At 71.0% G+C, this 15,556-nt stretch carries 18 protein-coding genes; 8 read left to right on the forward strand and 10 right to left on the reverse strand.

The features are described from left to right. Positions 1 to 9 precede the first annotated feature (9 nt). On the reverse strand, positions 10 to 912 hold the full coding sequence (locus FNH05_RS14340; protein ID WP_144588337.1) for a UTP--glucose-1-phosphate uridylyltransferase: 903 nt from the start codon (positions 910 to 912) through the stop codon (positions 10 to 12). Positions 913 to 936: 24 nt separating this feature from the next. On the opposite strand from FNH05_RS14340, the gene FNH05_RS14345 reads away from it, so the two are divergent. From FNH05_RS14345 to mscL, 4 genes are all read left to right on the forward strand, one after another. Continuing rightward, on the forward strand, positions 937 to 1,569 hold the full coding sequence (locus FNH05_RS14345; protein WP_144588339.1) for a 5-formyltetrahydrofolate cyclo-ligase: 633 nt from the start codon (positions 937 to 939) through the stop codon (positions 1,567 to 1,569). Between the two features lie 247 nt (positions 1,570 to 1,816). After that, a complete protein-coding gene (locus FNH05_RS14350; RefSeq protein ID WP_144588341.1) occupies positions 1,817 to 2,152 on the forward strand; it encodes an FmdB family zinc ribbon protein in 336 nt (111 codons plus the stop codon). Positions 2,153 to 2,489: 337 nt separating this feature from the next. After that, on the forward strand, positions 2,490 to 2,960 hold the full coding sequence (locus FNH05_RS14355; RefSeq protein WP_144588343.1) for a hypothetical protein: 471 nt from the start codon (positions 2,490 to 2,492) through the stop codon (positions 2,958 to 2,960). 24 nt (positions 2,961 to 2,984) lie between these two features. Further along, positions 2,985 to 3,401, forward strand: a complete 417-nt coding sequence (gene mscL / locus FNH05_RS14360) for a large-conductance mechanosensitive channel protein MscL (protein WP_144588359.1) — start codon at positions 2,985 to 2,987, stop codon at positions 3,399 to 3,401. Positions 3,402 to 3,498: 97 nt separating this feature from the next. Here mscL and FNH05_RS38060 read toward each other — a convergent pair whose 3' ends face one another. Together FNH05_RS38060 and FNH05_RS14365 are read right to left on the reverse strand one after the other, a co-directional pair. Further along, the gene (locus tag FNH05_RS38060) at positions 3,499 to 3,675 is read right to left on the reverse strand and encodes a hypothetical protein (RefSeq protein ID WP_186382545.1); all 177 of its coding nucleotides are present in this window, start codon (positions 3,673 to 3,675) and stop codon (positions 3,499 to 3,501) included. 79 nt (positions 3,676 to 3,754) lie between these two features. Next, positions 3,755 to 4,255, reverse strand: coding sequence for a MogA/MoaB family molybdenum cofactor biosynthesis protein (locus FNH05_RS14365; RefSeq protein WP_144588345.1), 501 nt, complete (start codon positions 4,253 to 4,255; stop codon positions 3,755 to 3,757). A gap of 88 nt (positions 4,256 to 4,343) precedes the next feature. Between FNH05_RS14365 and FNH05_RS14370 the strand changes: the two genes are divergently transcribed. Then, a complete protein-coding gene (locus FNH05_RS14370; protein ID WP_144588347.1) occupies positions 4,344 to 5,411 on the forward strand; it encodes an NAD-dependent epimerase/dehydratase family protein in 1,068 nt (355 codons plus the stop codon). A 19-nt stretch (positions 5,412 to 5,430) separates the two neighbouring features. On the opposite strand, the gene FNH05_RS14375 is transcribed toward FNH05_RS14370, so the two are convergent. The 3 genes from FNH05_RS14375 to FNH05_RS14385 are packed head-to-tail and all read right to left on the reverse strand — an operon-like array spanning position 5,431 to position 8,549. Beyond that, positions 5,431 to 6,447 carry a sensor histidine kinase gene (locus FNH05_RS14375; RefSeq protein WP_144588361.1) on the reverse strand — a complete coding sequence of 339 codons (1,017 nt, stop codon included), beginning with the start codon at positions 6,445 to 6,447 and terminating at the stop codon, positions 5,431 to 5,433. Between the two features lie 26 nt (positions 6,448 to 6,473). Beyond that, positions 6,474 to 7,181: a response regulator transcription factor gene (locus FNH05_RS14380; protein WP_186382547.1), complete on the reverse strand. Its 708-nt coding sequence runs from the start codon at positions 7,179 to 7,181 to the stop codon at positions 6,474 to 6,476. Between the two features lie 6 nt (positions 7,182 to 7,187). Then, positions 7,188 to 8,549 (reverse strand): hypothetical protein, encoded by a 1,362-nt coding sequence (locus tag FNH05_RS14385; protein WP_144588365.1) that lies wholly within the window; start codon positions 8,547 to 8,549, stop codon positions 7,188 to 7,190. Positions 8,550 to 8,753: 204 nt separating this feature from the next. Here FNH05_RS14385 and FNH05_RS14390 point away from each other — a divergent pair, with 204 nt between their 5' ends. From FNH05_RS14390 to FNH05_RS14400, 3 genes are read left to right on the forward strand one after another with little or no spacing between them, the layout of a single operon-like run. Beyond that, a complete protein-coding gene (locus tag FNH05_RS14390) occupies positions 8,754 to 9,398 on the forward strand; it encodes a glycosyltransferase family 2 protein (protein WP_144588367.1) in 645 nt (214 codons plus the stop codon). After that, entirely contained in the window at positions 9,395 to 10,066 is a 672-nt protein-coding gene (locus FNH05_RS14395) for a TIGR04282 family arsenosugar biosynthesis glycosyltransferase (RefSeq protein WP_144588349.1), read from the forward strand. The genes FNH05_RS14390 and FNH05_RS14395 overlap by 4 nt, the downstream gene beginning before the upstream one ends. Beyond that, complete coding sequence (locus tag FNH05_RS14400; protein ID WP_144588351.1) at positions 10,063 to 10,683, forward strand: class I SAM-dependent methyltransferase; 621 nt, start codon at positions 10,063 to 10,065, stop codon at positions 10,681 to 10,683. Before FNH05_RS14395 ends, FNH05_RS14400 begins: the two co-directional genes overlap by 4 nt. Before the next feature lie 88 nt (positions 10,684 to 10,771). Here FNH05_RS14400 and FNH05_RS14405 read toward each other — a convergent pair whose 3' ends face one another. The 4 genes from FNH05_RS14405 to FNH05_RS14420 all read right to left on the reverse strand — a co-directional run. Next, entirely contained in the window at positions 10,772 to 12,130 is a 1,359-nt protein-coding gene (locus FNH05_RS14405) for a S1C family serine protease (protein WP_144588353.1), read from the reverse strand. A gap of 133 nt (positions 12,131 to 12,263) precedes the next feature. Further along, positions 12,264 to 13,343 carry a galactose-1-phosphate uridylyltransferase gene (gene galT / locus FNH05_RS14410; RefSeq protein WP_144588355.1) on the reverse strand — a complete coding sequence of 360 codons (1,080 nt, stop codon included), beginning with the start codon at positions 13,341 to 13,343 and terminating at the stop codon, positions 12,264 to 12,266. Continuing rightward, on the reverse strand, positions 13,340 to 14,137 hold the full coding sequence (locus tag FNH05_RS14415) for a DeoR/GlpR family DNA-binding transcription regulator (RefSeq protein ID WP_144588357.1): 798 nt from the start codon (positions 14,135 to 14,137) through the stop codon (positions 13,340 to 13,342). The genes galT and FNH05_RS14415 overlap by 4 nt, the downstream gene beginning before the upstream one ends. Positions 14,138 to 14,208: 71 nt before the next feature. After that, the coding region (locus FNH05_RS14420) for a sensor histidine kinase (RefSeq protein WP_246127728.1) at positions 14,209 to 15,556 on the reverse strand (1,348 nt) is incomplete at its 5' end.

Below are 15,556 nucleotides of genomic sequence, written 5' to 3' on the forward strand. Positions count from 1 at the left end.
GTGGGGTCATCAGCCTTCGTTCTCGATTCGCTCGGCCAGCCAGGTACGCAGGGACGGGCCGTACTCGGGGTGGTCGAGGGCGAAGTCGACCGCGGCCCGCAGGAACCCGCCGGGGTTGCCGAGGTCATGCCGGCCTCCCCGGTGCACCACGATATGTACCGGGTGTCCCTCCTCGATCAGCAGCGCCACCGCGTCGGTGAGCTGGAGTTCGCCGCCCGCGCCCGGCTCGATCCGGCGCAGCGCGTCGAAAATCGCCCGGTCCAGCAGGTATCGCCCGGCGGCGGCGTAGGTGGACGGGGCGTCCTCCGGCTTCGGTTTCTCGACCATGCCGTGGACACGCTTGACGTCTTCATCCTCCGTATCGGTGACGTCGAACACGCCATAGGGTGAGATCTGCTCCTTCGGGATGTCGAAGGCGCACAGCACACTGCCGCCGTGTTTGGCCCGGACTTCGGCCATCCGCTCCAGCACGCCCGCGGGAAGCACCAGGTCGTCCGGCAGCAGCACGGCGACCGCGTGGTCCTCCTCGGTGAGGTTCGGTTCGGCCTGTGCGACCGCGTGGCCGAGCCCGAGCGGCTCTTCCTGGATGGCGGCCTCGACGTCGAGCAGGGCGGGTCCGCGGCGCACCTTCTCCAGCAGCGCGGTCTTGCCCTTGCGCTCCAGGCTCTCCTCGAGTTCGGGGGCGGAACGGAAGTAGTTGACGACCGATTCCTTGCCGGGTGAGGTGACGATCACAAGCCGTTTGGCGCCTGCCTGCGCGGCCTCGGCGGCCACGATTTCGATGCCGGGCGTGTCGACCACCGGCAGCAACTCCTTCGGCACGGCCTTTGTCGCAGGTAGGAAACGCGTACCCAGCCCCGCTGCAGGGATGATCGCGGTTCGGAACGAGGTGTTGTCGAAGGCGCCCGTCATGACGGTAAAGCCTAACCTGCAATTATGTGTGCTGGGCGCAATGTGGTTCCGGGCGAGGCTGGGGGCAGGCCGGGGGACGAGGCACTGGGCAAGAACCGGTGGCGGAAGCTGTTGAAGGCCTCGCGAGCTTCGATTTCCCTTCAGCAACGGATATCCGAAGCGCGGGCGTTGAACGACGCGCTGCGCGCATTGGCACTGCCCTCCACCGTCTGCGCCTACGTCCCGTTCGGCACCGAACCCGGTTCGATCGCCTGGCTCGATCTCCTGCGGGGTGCAGGCGCCCGCGTCCTGCTGCCGGTGATCCCGCCGGAGCCCGGGCCACTGCACTGGGCCGAGTACACCGGCACGGCCTCGCTGGCGCCCGGTCGTCTGCGGGGGGTGCTGGAGCCCACCGGCCCGCTTCTCGGCCCCGAGGCGCTCGGCGAAGCGGGCCTGGTGCTTCTTCCGGCGCTGGCCGTCGACCGCTCCGGGGTACGGCTCGGCCGGGGCGCCGGGTACTACGACCGCTCGCTCCCGCATGTCCGGCCCGGCGCGGCGCTGACCGCGGTGGTGCGGGACGACGAACTCGTGGACCACCTGCCCGCGGAACCGCATGACGTCCTGATGACCGCCGCGCTCACTCCTTGCCTGGGTCTGGTGACGCTGCGCGAAAACTGATCACGGTGACCGCCCCGGTGAGCAATGTCTCACCGCCCGTGCGGCATCCCGCTCCTCGCGTATTCCGTTGAACACTGATGAGCCAAACGACCAGGCCATCCGCGTGGACCGGCCGCGAGGACGCCGAGGTTGGGGCGAAGTTCGTCAGTGATCCCCGGAAACCCTGTTTGACCTGCGGGGGAATACCCCAGTATCGTCTTGCGTTAGCACTCTCGCGGATCGAGTGCCAATGCACGAAGGAGCTCCAGTGCCCACGTACCAGTACGCCTGCAAGGAGTGCGGCCACCGTTTCGAGGCCGTGCAGTCGTTCTCCGAGGCCAGCCTGACCGAGTGCCCGGAGTGCACCGGACCGCTGCGCAAGCTCTACGGAGCCGTCGGCGTGATCTTCAAGGGCAGCGGGTTCTACCGCACGGACTCGCGCTCGTCCTCCTCCGGCTCTTCCGGCAAGTCCTCTTCGTCGAGCTCGACGAGCAGCTCCACCAGCTCGGCCAAGTCGGAGTCGACCTCGTCGACCTCGTCGTCGTCTTCGACCGCGTCGTCGTCTTCGTCGTCCAGCTCCACGGCCACCGCGGCCGCTTCCTGACGCACGGACCTCCAAAACGGCCGTGAGGGACCCCCTCACCCCCGGCCAGAGGGACTAGGGCAAGCCGTGAAGGGTCCCTTCACAGTCAAATTGACTGTGAAGGGCCCCTTCACGGCCAGCACTCACGCGACTTTGCCGGAGCCCTGGTCGTATCAGCTGTGAGGGGTCCCCTCAAGGCTGTGTCGCGATCCACTGGAGTTATCCACAGGACCCCGGTTGTCCACAGGGGCGTTGTTTGCTCCTTTTCCGGAGCACAGGGGCACCTCTAGCGTCGAGAGCGAGGCCGGCGGAACACCGCCGCCCCGCCCGGAACCCACGCCGACCTGGGGGTGCCATCATGGTCCGTTTCGCCCTGCTGCCACGCCGTTTCCGTGGTCGCCATGTCGTCCTTGCCCGGCGCGTGCTCGCAGCCGGCATGTTCGTGCTCGCGCTCGTGCTGGCGCTCAGACCGAGCGCACCCACTCCCGCGCTCGCCGAGAGCGACGCGGCCCGCGCCGGCCCCGAATCCGTGCTTCGCGCCGCGCCCGGCTTCTCCCTGGTGCCGATCCGGCTCGCCGATCCGGGCATCGCCCAGTTCGTCAGCCCCGGGTCACGAGTCGACGTGATCACTCTCGACGCCGCCGCGCGCACCCGGAAGGTGCTGGCCGGTCTGGCCAGCGTGGCGGCCATCCGGCCGCCCCCCGAGGACGGCCGGCTCCCCGGCGGTGAGGGCAAGGGGCCGCTCCTGCTGATCTCCCTGCCCGCCGAAGTGGCGACAGAGGTGGCCGCCCTGTCACTACGTAGTCCGGTAACAGTTACGCTCCGTTAGACCATCCGGATGAGTGGAGTGCAGATGCTCAAGGGCTTCAAAGACTTTCTGATGCGTGGCAACGTCGTCGACCTCGCGGTGGCTGTGGTCGTCGGCACCGCCTTCACGGCCATCGTCACCGCGTTCACCAACGGCCTGATCAAGCCGCTGATCAACACGGTCGGCGGGACCGACGCGGCCCAGGGGCTCGGCTTCAACATCCTCAGTGGCAACCCGTCCACGTTCCTCAACTTCGGGGACGTGATCAACGCCGCGGTCAACTTCGTGCTGATCGCCGCGGTCGTGTACTTCGTCATCGTGCTGCCGGTGAAGACGATCCAGCAGCGTCGCAAGCGGGGGCAGGAGTCGGGCCCATCCGAGCCGACCGACATCGAACTGCTGATGGAGATCCGGGACCTGCTGAAGCAGCAGCAGGAGCAGAGGCAGAAGCAGGAACTGTGAGGCGAGGCCGTCGGCGCCGGTATCGCCCCTGGCGAAACGGCGGCCTGGCTCGCACCGACAGGCGAGGCAGTTCGGAACAGTTGCTTCGCAGCACGCGCTAACGGTCGTGGTGCGGGGGGCGGTTCTCCTCATACCACGTATCGCGATCCGACTGGGGGCGTTCGGTGTCGCGCTCGTCGGAGGTGATGTCCGGCAGGACCTTGCCGAACACCGCGTCCAGCTTGCGCCGCCTGCGTTCCCGGTCGGCCTTGTCGTTGCCGTTCTCGGAGGTCATGCTTCACCACCTTGTCGGGAAACCGTGCCCGTTCCGCCGGCGGGGGGCCTGCGGAACGGGCAGGTGGGGACTCGCGTGATCAGGATTCGTCGAGCCCCGAAAGTTCGTCGATGACGTGCGGTACCAGGGCGGACAGGGTCGCCATCCCGTCCCGCACGGCCGCCCGGGAACCGGCCAGGTTGACCACGAGGGTGCTGCCGGAAATGCCGACCAACCCACGGGAGATACCGGCGTCGACCGCACCGGCGGCCAGGCCGGAGGAGCGCAACGCCTCCCCTATCCCCGGAATCGGGCGGTCCAGAACACCGGCGGTCGCGTCCGGGGTGACATCGCGCGGGGACACGCCGGTACCGCCGACCGTGATCACCAGGTCGACGCCGCCGATCACAGCGGTGTTGAGGGCGTTGCGGATCGCCACGGTGTCGGCGTGCACCACGACGACACCGTCGACGATGAAGCCCGCTTCCTCCAGCAGTTCCGTCACCAGAGGTCCGGAGGTGTCGTCATGCTCGCCATGCGCCGCGCGGTCGTCCACGATCACCACGAGGGCCCGGCCAAGTCGCTGTGCACTGCGTTCCATAAGGCACACGGTAGCCCGTCGTTACCAAAGTCTGACGGCCACGTCCGCAGTGCTGCGGAGGGTACGCCCGGCGTCCTAGCGTGGCCTGGTGCGAGTACTCGTGACCGGCGGCGCCGGCTTCATCGGATCCCACGTGGCCGACGTCCTGGCGGACGCGGGCGCCACGCCCGTGGTGCTGGACAGCCTGCTGCCGCAGGCACACGGCCCCTCCGGCGCCCCCGGCTACACGGCGTCCCACCGGTTCCACCGAGGGGACGTGACCGACGCTTCCCTGCTGCGTGAACTGCTGTCGCAAGTGGACGTCGTCTGTCATCAGGCCGCGGTCGTGGGACACGGACTGGACCCGGCGGACGCCCCGCTCTACGCGGCCAACAACGACCTGGGCACCGCCGTCCTGCTCGCCGAAATGGCCGCGGCCGGAGTGTCACGGCTGGTCCTGGCCTCTTCGATGGTCGTCTACGGGGAGGGGCGTTATTCCTGCACACGGCACGGCCTCGTCGAACCCCGACCCCGTCGGCAGTCCGATGTGGACTCCGGCCGGTTCGAGCCCGTCTGCCCCGCCTCCGACTGCGGCCGCGACCTCGACCCCCTCCTGGTCCCCGAAGACGCACCACTGCGCCCGCAGAGCCTCTACGCGGCCACCAAGCTCGCGCAGGAGCATCTCGCGGCGGCCTGGGCGCGCCAGACCGGCGGCACCGTCTGGGCCCTGCGCTACCACAACGTCTACGGCCCCCGCATGCCACAGAACACGCCCTACGCGGGGGTGGCGTCGCTGTTCCGGTCCGCCCTGCTCCGAGGGGAGGCCCCCACGGTCCTCGAAGACGGCCGTCAGCGCCGCGACTTCGTGCACGTCCACGACGTGGCGCGGGCCAACGTCCTCGCGCTCGGGGCCGAGGGCAGCCCCGGCGAACTGGTCCCGCTGAACATCTGCTCCGGCACCCCGCACACGGTAGGCGAACTGGCGGCCGAACTGGCCCGGGTCTGCGGCGGCCCGGCACCGCGGATCGTCGGCGGTGCCCGGCCCGCCGACGTGCGCCATGTCGTCGCGGATCCGGCCAAGGCCGCCGAACTCCTCGGCTTCCGCGCCGAAACCGGTTTCGAAGAAGGCATCGCGACCTTCGCCACCGCCACGCTTCGCGAACCCGCCCGGGCCTGACCGTGCATCAGGGCGTGGCTCAGGGCATGGCGAGCGGCAGCCAGACCTCGAAGCGGCAGCCGTCACCGTGGTTGCGTACGCCGATCCGGCCCTGGTGGGCCTCCACCAGTCCCTTCGCGATCGCGAGGCCGAGCCCGCCGCCCGTACCGCCCGAGTGGTCCGGGGTGCGGGCCCGGGTGCCCCGATAGGCCACTTCGAAGACCCGGCCGATCTCCTCCTCCGGGATCCCGCCGCACCCGTCGTCGACGGCGACGAGCGCCTCGTCGCCCTCGATGCCGACCCGCACCGCCACCGTGCCGTCCGGCGGGGTGTGCCGGATCGCGTTCGACACCAGGTTGCGCACGATCCGTGCCAGCTCGGGGTCGCTGCCCGCCACCACCGGCCAGCCGGCGGCCTCGGTCAGCACACGCACCCCCTTGCGTTCGGCGACCGGCGCCTGCGCGGCGAGCGCCTCGCCGATGACGTCCTGCAGCGCCACCGCTGAAATCGTCAGCCGCAGTGCGCCCGCGGTGATCCGGGAGAGTTCGAAGAGGTCGTTGACCATGCCGGACAGGCGGGCAGTCTCCCCGCTGATCCGCTGCGCGTAGTCGGCCACGTCGCCCGGTTCGGCGACGATGCCGTCCGTCAGCGCCTCGGCCATGGCCTGGATCCCGGCCAGTGGGCTGCGCAGATCGTGGCTGATCCACGCGACGAGATCCCGCCGGGCCGCTTCACCGGCGCGTTCCCGCTCGCGCGCCTCGCGTTCCCACACGCTGCGCCGGGCGATCACGCGGCCGAGCACGATCGCCGCGGGCACCGTGACCAGCGCGACGAGCGGGCACACCACCAGCATCGTGGTGAGCATGGGCGTGAACATGAACCCGCTGATGCCCAGCACCCCGGCCAGAGTCGCCAGCACGGGAGTCAGCACCAACACGGTGAGCGTGGCGGCGAGCGAACCGCGCCGCAGCAGGTACAGCACCAGCCCGCCGAGCAGTGCCACCGGCAGGGCGAAGGCCAGCGCGAACGGGAGGATGTGCCAGACGTGGACCAGCATCTCCCCGAAGTCGCCGGACGGCTCGATCACGATGCGATGACCCCCGTGGGGTCGTAGCGGTAGCCCACGCCCCACACGGTGGCGATGCGCACCGGTTTCGCGGGTTCGGACTCGATCTTCTCCCGCAGCCGGCGCACGTGGACGGTCACCGTGGACTGGTCGCCGAAGTCCCAGCCCCAGACCTTTTCCAGCAGGTCGCTCCGGGAAAAGGCAATCCTCGGGTGGGCGAGGAAGAAGGCGAGCAGATCGAACTCCCGTGCGGTGAGCGGCAGTTCCGTCCCGTTCAGGGTCGCGCTCCGTGCGCCGGGGCGGAGCCGCAGGTTCCCGTCGGCGACCTCGGCAGGCCCGGGCTCGGCCGCGGGCAGGCGGGCACGCCGCAGCACCGAAGCCACCCGCAGGACCAGTTCACGCGGGCTGAACGGCTTGGTGACATAGTCGTCGGCGCCGAGTTCGAGCCCGGCGATCCGGTTCTCCTCCTCGCCCAGCGCGGTCAGCAGCACCACCGGCACGCTGCTGACCTGCCGCAGCCTGCGGCACACTTCGAGCCCGTTGAGGCCCGGCATCATCACGTCCAGCACCACGAGGTCGGGCGGCCGCAGCGCGAAGGCACGCAGGGCCTCGGCGCCGTCACCGGCGATCTCCACCTGGAGCCCGCCGGCCTCCAGGTACCGGCGCACCACATCGCGGACCGTCTCGTCGTCGTCGACGACGAGGATCCGGCCGGTTTCGACCATGATCACCTACCAGAAGGTCAGCACCAGATGGTTCACCGCGAGCGCGGTGACCGCCTGAGCGGTCAGCCACCCGCGGTGCGTCCGGGGCGGGAGCAGCGCGGCCGCCGGAAGCAGCCACACTGTGAACGGTAACCAGATTCGCTCGACTTCGGCCTTGGACAGCCCCGAGAGGTCGGCGAGGACGAGCATCGCGACCGCGGCCAGGACCAGCAGCCGCACCGGGTCCCGGCGCCATCGTTTCCCGGACGGGCAGCAGGCGCGCCGTGTCCCGGCGACGAGCGCCGGACCGGCGGCGAGCACAAGGCAGGCCAGGTCGGCCCAGACCCAGTACCCGTAGGGCCGCTGACTGGCGATGCCCTGGTAGTACCGCTCGACCACGAGGTGATAGCCGTCGAGCCACCAGAATCCGGCGGCCGCGAAGGCCGCCGCCACGGCCACCGCCCCGAGAGCGACGGGCAGCCACAGCCGGAGGCACCCGCCGAGCAGGAGCACCACGACCGCGAGCAGTCCCAGCAGGACGAGGCCGTAGGACAGAAAGGCGCCGAAGCCGAGGATCACCCCGCCGGACAGCGCCAGCGGGATCGCAGAGCGCCGCCCAGCCCGTGCCCGGTGGGTGGCGACAGCGATCAGGGCGATCCCGCTCGCGGTGACCCCGGCGAACAGCCCGTCCGCGGACACGCCGATCCAGACCGCGCCCGGGAACAGGACCGCGAAGGGGATGACGGCCCGCGCGGCCTCGCCGCGGCCCAGGGCGAGCAGCGTGATCGGCACGGCGACCGTGATCAGGCTTCCGGCGAGCACGCAGGCGGCGGCGGCCCAGGCGCCCCCGGACAGGCCGAGCCGGTCCAGCCAGACGAACACGAGCGTGGCTCCCGGCGGGTGGCCGGACACGTGGGTGGTCCATGAACGCGGCTGGAAGTCCAGGATCCTGGCGGAGAACTCGCGGAGCATCGCGGGGATGTCGGTGATTCCGGGAACTTCCCGCAGGTATTCGTTGGGATCGGTGAGCCGCCCGGCGAATCCACGCTGCCATCCGTCGATCAGGGCGAGCGCGAGAGTCCACCCCAGCGACGCGAGGTAGCCCAGCGGCAGCAGCCTGCGCCACGGCAGGGCGGCCGCCAGCCGGGGACCGTGCACCACGACCACGACGGCACCGAGGATCGCGAAGGGGGAGCCCGGCCCGAGATGGGGCAGCCAGCGGGCGAACAGCGGCGCCGCGGGCGCCCACAGCACGACGGGAGAACCGGGGCGGTTCAGGTACCACCCGACCGCGGCCGCGGCCCCCACCAGTAGCACCGCGACCGCGACCACCCCCAGGTCGGCGGCGTGCCCGAGCCGCCTCTGCCTCGGTTCGGTCTCGACGCGCATCATCCCCCTCGCTCCGGCTGGTACCGCGGGACGCTAGCGGCCGGAAACGACGGCGGGAAGGCCTCGCCGGGGATCCGTCACAGCTTGGTAAGAACTTGCCGTCCGTCATGATTTGGTAAGCAGCGCAAGGGTTTTGCCTTGTCCATGGTGGACCTAGCTTCGGCAGGCGTGAGCAACGGTGAGGCCGGGCTGGATCCCGGCGAGATCGATGTGGTCCTGCCTTGCCTGAACGAGGCGGCCGCGCTGCCCGCGGTGCTGCGGGCGCTGCCGCCGGGTTACCGGGCCATCGTGGTGGACAACGGGTCCACCGACGATTCGCCCGAGGTCGCGGCCGCACTCGGCGCGAAGGTGGTGCACGAGCCTCGCCGGGGCTACGGCGCCGCGGTGCACACGGGCCTGTTGTCGGCGAGTTCGGACATCGTCTGTTTTCTCGACGCGGACGGTTCCCTCGATCCGCGAGAGCTGCCCCCGCTGGTGTCGGCGGTGGCCGGGGGCGCCGGACTGGCCGCAGGACGGCGGATACCGGCCGGGCGCGGGGTGTGGCCGTGGCACGCGCGGGTGGGGAACCTCCTGCTCGCCGGTCTCCTCCGCCGCCGCGGCGTGCCGGTGCACGACATCGCCCCGGTCCGCGCGGCACGGCGGGAGGAACTGATCGCACTCGACATCACCGACCGTGCCTTCGGCTACCCGCTGGAACTGCTGCTGAAGGCGGGTCGCGCGGGCTGGGTCGTCGCGGAGTTCGACGTGGCGTACCACCCTCGGGCGGCGGGAACGCGCTCGAAGGTGTCCGGTTCGCTGCGGGGAACCCTGCGCGCTGTCCGTGACATGGGGAAGGCGCTGCACGCATGAACCCGCGGTTCTGCCTGTTGGTCGTGGCCAAGGCGCCGGTGCCCGGTCGCGTCAAGACCCGGCTGTGCCCGCCCGCTTCGCCCGGTCAGGCCGCCGAGATCGCCGCCGCCGCGCTGCTGGACACCCTCGACGCGGTGTCCGCCACCCCCGGTTCGGTTCCCGTCGCCGCGATCGACGGTGAGCTTTCCTCGGCCGTCCGCTCCGACGAGTTGGTGCACGCCCTGCGCACCGTCACCGTGTTCCGCCAGCGCGGCGGGGACCTGGGCGAACGACTGGCGAACGCCCACGCGGACACGGCCGGGGCCTGGCCGGGGCTGCCGGTGCTCCAGATCGGGATGGACACCCCGCAGGTCACCCCGGGCCTGCTGGCGGAGGCCGGCGCGATGCTCGGGGACCGGCAGGCGGTGCTGGGCCCTGCCACGGATGGCGGCTGGTGGGCCCTCGGACTCGCCGATCCCCGCCGGGCGGCCGTGCTCACCGGCGTGCCCATGTCCAGGGCGGACACCGGGGAACGCACTCGCCGTGCCCTGGCCGAGGCGGGCCTGCGCCCCGGCACACTGCCGGAACTGTCCGATGTGGACACCATGGCCGACGCCGTGCGGGTGGCACGGCAGGCCGGGGCCCGGTTCGCGGAAGCGGTCGAAGCGGTGCGGGCGGTTTCGAGGTGAACTCGCCCGTCGACACCGCGTTCGACACCGCCCTGCGCACCGGCCGGTGCACGCTGGAACTCGCCGGGGGTGAACGGGTCGCACTGCCCGCGCAACGGTGGCTGGCCGCGCCGGGTGCCGGTGACGAACTTCTGCTCGCGCGCTGTGTGGGCCCGACGCTCGATATCGGGTGTGGCCCCGGCAGGCTGACCACGGAACTCACCTTCCGAGGCGTCCCGTCCCTGGGCATCGACACGTCGTTCACCGCCGTCCGGCTCACCCGCCGTCGCGGCGGGACGGCGCTGCGGCGCGATGTCTTCGGCCGGGTGCCCGGCGAAGGAAGGTGGCGGTTCGCGCTGCTCGCCGACGGCAACATCGGCATCGGGGGTGATCCGGTCCGGCTGCTGCGCCGCGTGTTCCGGTTGCTCGGCCCGGACGGTCACGCCCTGGTCGAACTGGAACCGCCCGGCCGCGGCGCCCGGCGCGACCGGGTCCGGCTCGGCGGCGGCCCGTGGTTTCCCTGGGCCTGGCTCGGTGCGGACGCGCTCGGTGAGCTGGCACGCGCCATGTCGCTGCGGGTCGTGTGGACGGCGTCCCACGGCAGCAGGTATTTCGCCGCGCTGGCCGGTGAAGCCTGAGCAGCGGGTAAAAGGAACTCCCGGCGAGCCGCGCTCGCCGGGAGCCCTGGTTGGTCTCGGCCGCGCCCTGCGGCCGAGCGATGGGAAGCTATTTCACCTGTACCGGCTGTCCGCCCAGGGTGACCTGGACGGTCCGCCCGTCGCTGAGGGTGAACGTCGCCTTGTCGTTGGGGGCCCGGGTGCGGACCGCGGCGATCAGGCCGTCCGCGTCGTTGATCACCAGATCGTCGACCTTGACCACCACGTCGCCGCCCTTGAGCCCGGCCTGCGCCGCGGGGCTGCTCGCCTGCACGCTCTGGATCTGGGCGCCACCGGACTGGGCGTCACTGACGTTGGCCCCGATGTAGGTCTGGGTGGCCTTGCCGGTGTTGATGATCTCCTGCGCGGTGCGCCGGGCCTGGTTGATCGGGATGGCGAACCCGATGCCGGCGTTGGTCGCCTGCGTCTGCTGCTGCCCGAAGCCCCCCGAGGACTGCGGGCTGTAGATCGCGGAGTTGATCCCGATGACCTGGCCGCCGAGGTTCACCAGCGGGCCACCCGAGTTGCCCGGGTTGATCGCGGCATCGGTCTGGATCGCGCTCATCACCGTCGTCTGGTCGCCGCTGCTGCCCCCGGCGCGGACCGGCCGGTGCAGCGCGCTCACGATGCCCGACGTGACCGTCCCGGCGAGCTCGAACGGCGAACCGAAGGCCACCACGGACTGGCCGACCTTCATCGCGTCCGAGTTGCCCAGCTCCACCGGGGTCAGGTTCTTCGCGCCCTGCACCTTGACCACCGCGATGTCCGTCGTCGGATCCCGGCCGACGATGGAGGCCGGGGCCTTGGTCCCGTTCGGGAACACGGCCTGGATGGTGCCCCCGTTGGCGGCGACCTCGACCACGTGGTTGTTGGTGAGCACATAGCCGTCGGCGGACAGGACGAACCCCGATCCCTCGCCCTGCTCCTGGCTGCCCGCCACGACCAGTTCCACGACGCTCGGCGACACCTTCTGCGCCACCGCCTCGACCGAGCCCGCCGGGGCGTTGCCGGTCTGCTGGCTCGGTACCGGCTGGGTCAGTGCGTTGTAGGAGCTGCCGCCGCCCTGACCCGAATTCCCGGCGAGATAGCCCCCGGTGGCCCCGGCCGCGCCGCCGACCACGAGCGCGAGCACCGCGATGCCGGCGACCAGCTTGCCGCGTCCCGAGCCGCGCTGCTGAGGGATGGCAGGCTGCTGCACCGGGAACACCGCGGTGCCGTACGGCGAACCGGGCTGCTGGTGGGCCTGCTGGGCGGACGGCGAGGTCCACGGGTACTGCGGCTGCTGGGCCCCCTGGGCGGACCAGGGATTCGGCTGCTGTTCGGCACCGAGTGGCGTACCCCGCGGCGGTGTGGCGTCCTGCTGCGATGGCTGGGCGTCGTCCCGGGGTGCACCGCCTGCCTGCGGTGCGTTGGGGTCGTTCTCGGTCATATCCTCACCCTGCTGGTCGGTCCTGAGAGCTAGCTGAGCCCAAGCTGAGGTTCCAACATGAAGTATGCCGACGTCGGGCCCCACCCGCGTGGCGACACCCGGCCCCGCCGGGTACGGGGCCGCGCCGGGCGGCTCAGCCGGCGGCGCGGAGGCGCTCGGCGATCTGTTCCGGGGTGGCGTCGTTGATCCACACCGCCATACCGGACTCCGAACCGGCGAGGTACTTGAGCTTGTCCTTGGCGCGCAGGATGGAGAACAGTTCCAGGTGCAGCCAGCCGAGTTCACGGTCCACCCGCACCGGGGCCTGGTTCCACGCGGCGATGTAGGGCAGCGGCCGGTCGTAGAGCGCGTCGCAACGGCGAAGCACCCGCAGGTAGACGTCCGCGAAATCGTCACGCTCGTCACTGCTCAGCGCGGGCAGGTCGGGGACCTGGCGATGCGGCACGAGCAGGACGTGCACCGGCCAGCGCGCCGCGGGCGGCACGAACGCCGTCCAGTGCTCGCCTTCGACGATGACACGGCTGCCGGATTTCCGTTCCGCGGCCAGCACGTCACCGAGCACGGGGCGCCCGTGCCGCTCCTGGTAGGCGCGCGCGACGTCGAGCGCGCGCCGGGTCTTGGGGGTGACGAACGGATAGCCGTAGATCTGGCCGTGCGGGTGGGACAGCGTGACGCCGATCTCCTCACCGCGGTTCTCGAACGGGAAAACCTGCTCGACACCCTCTACTTTGGACAATTCGGCGGTGCGGTCGGCCCACGCGTCGACCACCGTGCGGACCCGGCTCGCGGGAAGGCCCGCGAAGGAACCGTCGTGGTCGCTGGTGAAGCACACGACCTCGCACCGGCCCCGGCCGGGCGCGGTGGGCACCAGACCAAGGTCGTCCACTGTGGCCGGTTCTCCGGTCACCCCCTGGGAGAACGACGGGAAGCGGTTCTCGAAGACGACCACGTCGTAGCCGCTTTCCGGGATCTCACTCGGCTTTCCCGGCTTGCTCGGGCACAGCGGGCACAGGTCGGCAGGGGGTTTGTAGGTCCGGGTCTGCCGGTGTGCGGCCATCGCCACCCACTCGCCGGACAGGGGATCGAGACGGATCTCCGAACTGGCCGCGACCGGGGGCAGGTCACGGGTGTCACGCGCGTCGCGCGGGTGCGGCTCCTCGTCGAAGTAGATGATCTCTCTGCCGTCGGCGAGATGCCGGACCGTGCGCTTCAACTCTCCTCCGTCTCGTCTTCCGGTACGCAGGCCACCATCAACTCCCCGACCTGCTCACGCAGGGTTTCGCGAGCCACCTCGGGCAGCCCGTCGTCGGACACCACGACGTCGGCCTCGTCGAGGTCGACGATCGTGGAGATGCCGACGATGCCCCATTTGGTGTGATCGGCGAGCACCACCAGACTGCGCCCGGCCTCGACCAGCGCCCGGTTGGTTTCGGCTTCCTCGAGGTTCGGCGTGGTGAACCCCGCCCCTTCGGCCATCCCGTGCACGCCGAGGAACACCAGGTCCAGGTGCAGCCGCCGCAGGCTGTGCACGGCGACCGCGCCGACCAGGGCGTCCGACGGGGTGCGGACGCCTCCGGTGAGCACGACCGTGCGATCGGGCTGCGCGGGGTCGCGCAGCACGTCGGCGACCTGGATCGAGTTCGTGACGATCGTCAGGCCGGGCACCTGGTCGAGGGCCCGCGCGAACGTCCAGGTGGTGGTGCCCGCGCTGATGCCGATCGCGGTTCCCGGGCGGACGAGCCCCGCCGCGAGCCGCGCGATGGCCTCCTTCTGGGCGCGCTGCCGGCCCGACTTGGCCTCGAAACCGGGCTCGTCGGTGCTCTTGCCGACGATCGCGGTGGCGCCGCCGTAGACCTTCTCGACCAGGCCGCGCCCGGCGAGGACGTCGAGATCGCGTCGGATGGTCATATCGGACACGCCCAGTTTGAGCACGAGTTCGCTGACCCGGACGGCCCCCGTTCGCCGGGCCTGCTCCAGGATCACCGCTTGCCGTTGCCGCGCCAGCACCGTCGCTCCCGCCGTTCACCCACCCACCAACTACACAAAATCCTACACGATCAAACAAACGGTGGGGATGGTCAGGCAGGTTGACCGGGCAGGCGGATGGTCAGCAGCGCGCCGCCCTCGGGCGCCTTGCCGGCGTACGCCGTGCCGCCGTGGCGTTCGGCGGCCTGTTTCACGATCGACAGGCCGAGCCCGGAGCCGGGCAGCGTACGGGCCTCGGACGAGCGGTAGAACCGGTCGAACACCTTCGGCAGGTCGGCTTCGGCGATGCCCGGGCCGGAGTCGGCCACCTCGATGACGGCGGTGCCGTCACCCAGGGGACGCATCCGGACCCGTACGGCGGCCCCGGGCGGGGAGAACTTGACCGCGTTGTCCAGCAGGTTGAGCACGGCGCGTTCCAGCGCGCTGTGGTCCCCGGTGAGCACCCAGGGCTGCAGGGACACGTCGAACTCGATCTCCCCGGCGCGCCGGCGCGCCCGGTCGAGGGCGCGTTCGACCACGTCGATCATCTCGACCCGCTCGTAGGCGGCGTGCGGCTCGTCCTGGCGTGCGAGTTCCACCAGGTCGCCGATGAGCTGGGTGAGCTCGTCCAGTTGCGCCTTGATGTCGGTCTCGATCTCCGCACGGTCCTTTTCGGACAGTGTGGGGGCACCGGCCCGGCTCGCCGACAGCAACAGTTCGAGGTTCGTGCGCAGCGAGGTCAGCGGAGTGCGCAGCTCGTGGCCCGCGTCGGAAACCAGTTGCCGCTGGCGTTCCTGTGACTCGGCGACCGCACCGAGCATCGTGTTGAAACTGTGGGTCAGCCGGGCCAGTTCGTCGTCACCGCTGATCGGGATCGGGCGGAGATCGCCCGTGCGCGCGATGTGCTCGGCGGCCGAAGTGAGCCGCTCCACCGGCCGGAGCCCGGTGCGGGCCACCGCCGTGCCGGCGAGCGCGGCGACCACGATCCCGCCGCCGCCGATGAGCGCGAGCACCACCGCGAGCTGGCCGAGGGTCTGCTTCGTGGGGCCGAGCGGCTGTGCCAGCACCATCGCCTGGCCCTCGCCGTAAGGCAGGGCGATGACCCGGGTGTCGGTGTGCGCGTCGGTGCGCAGCGACTGGGGTTTGAGGCCCTGCGCGACCGCGAGTTCGTCCTGTCCCGCCGGTGGTTGCTGACCCCCGCGGGGATAGTTCAGCGAACCGTTCGCGTCGAGCACCCCGATCTGGATGTCGGTGATCAGGAAGGCACCCGGGTACTGCTGGAGCCCCTGCCGGACCTGCGGCGTCCGCACGGCCGACACGGCGCGCGCCACCAGGTTGTCGTCCACCTGCTGGTAGAGGTTGCGGGAGATGGTGACGTAGGCGCCGATGGACACCAGCACCATCACGCCCGCGACGCAGGCGGCCGCGAGCAGGGTGACGCGCGAGCGCAGGGAGATGCGT

The organism is Amycolatopsis rhizosphaerae (assembly GCF_007713715.1).
Lineage (GTDB): Bacteria > Actinomycetota > Actinomycetes > Mycobacteriales > Pseudonocardiaceae > Amycolatopsis_E > Amycolatopsis_E rhizosphaerae.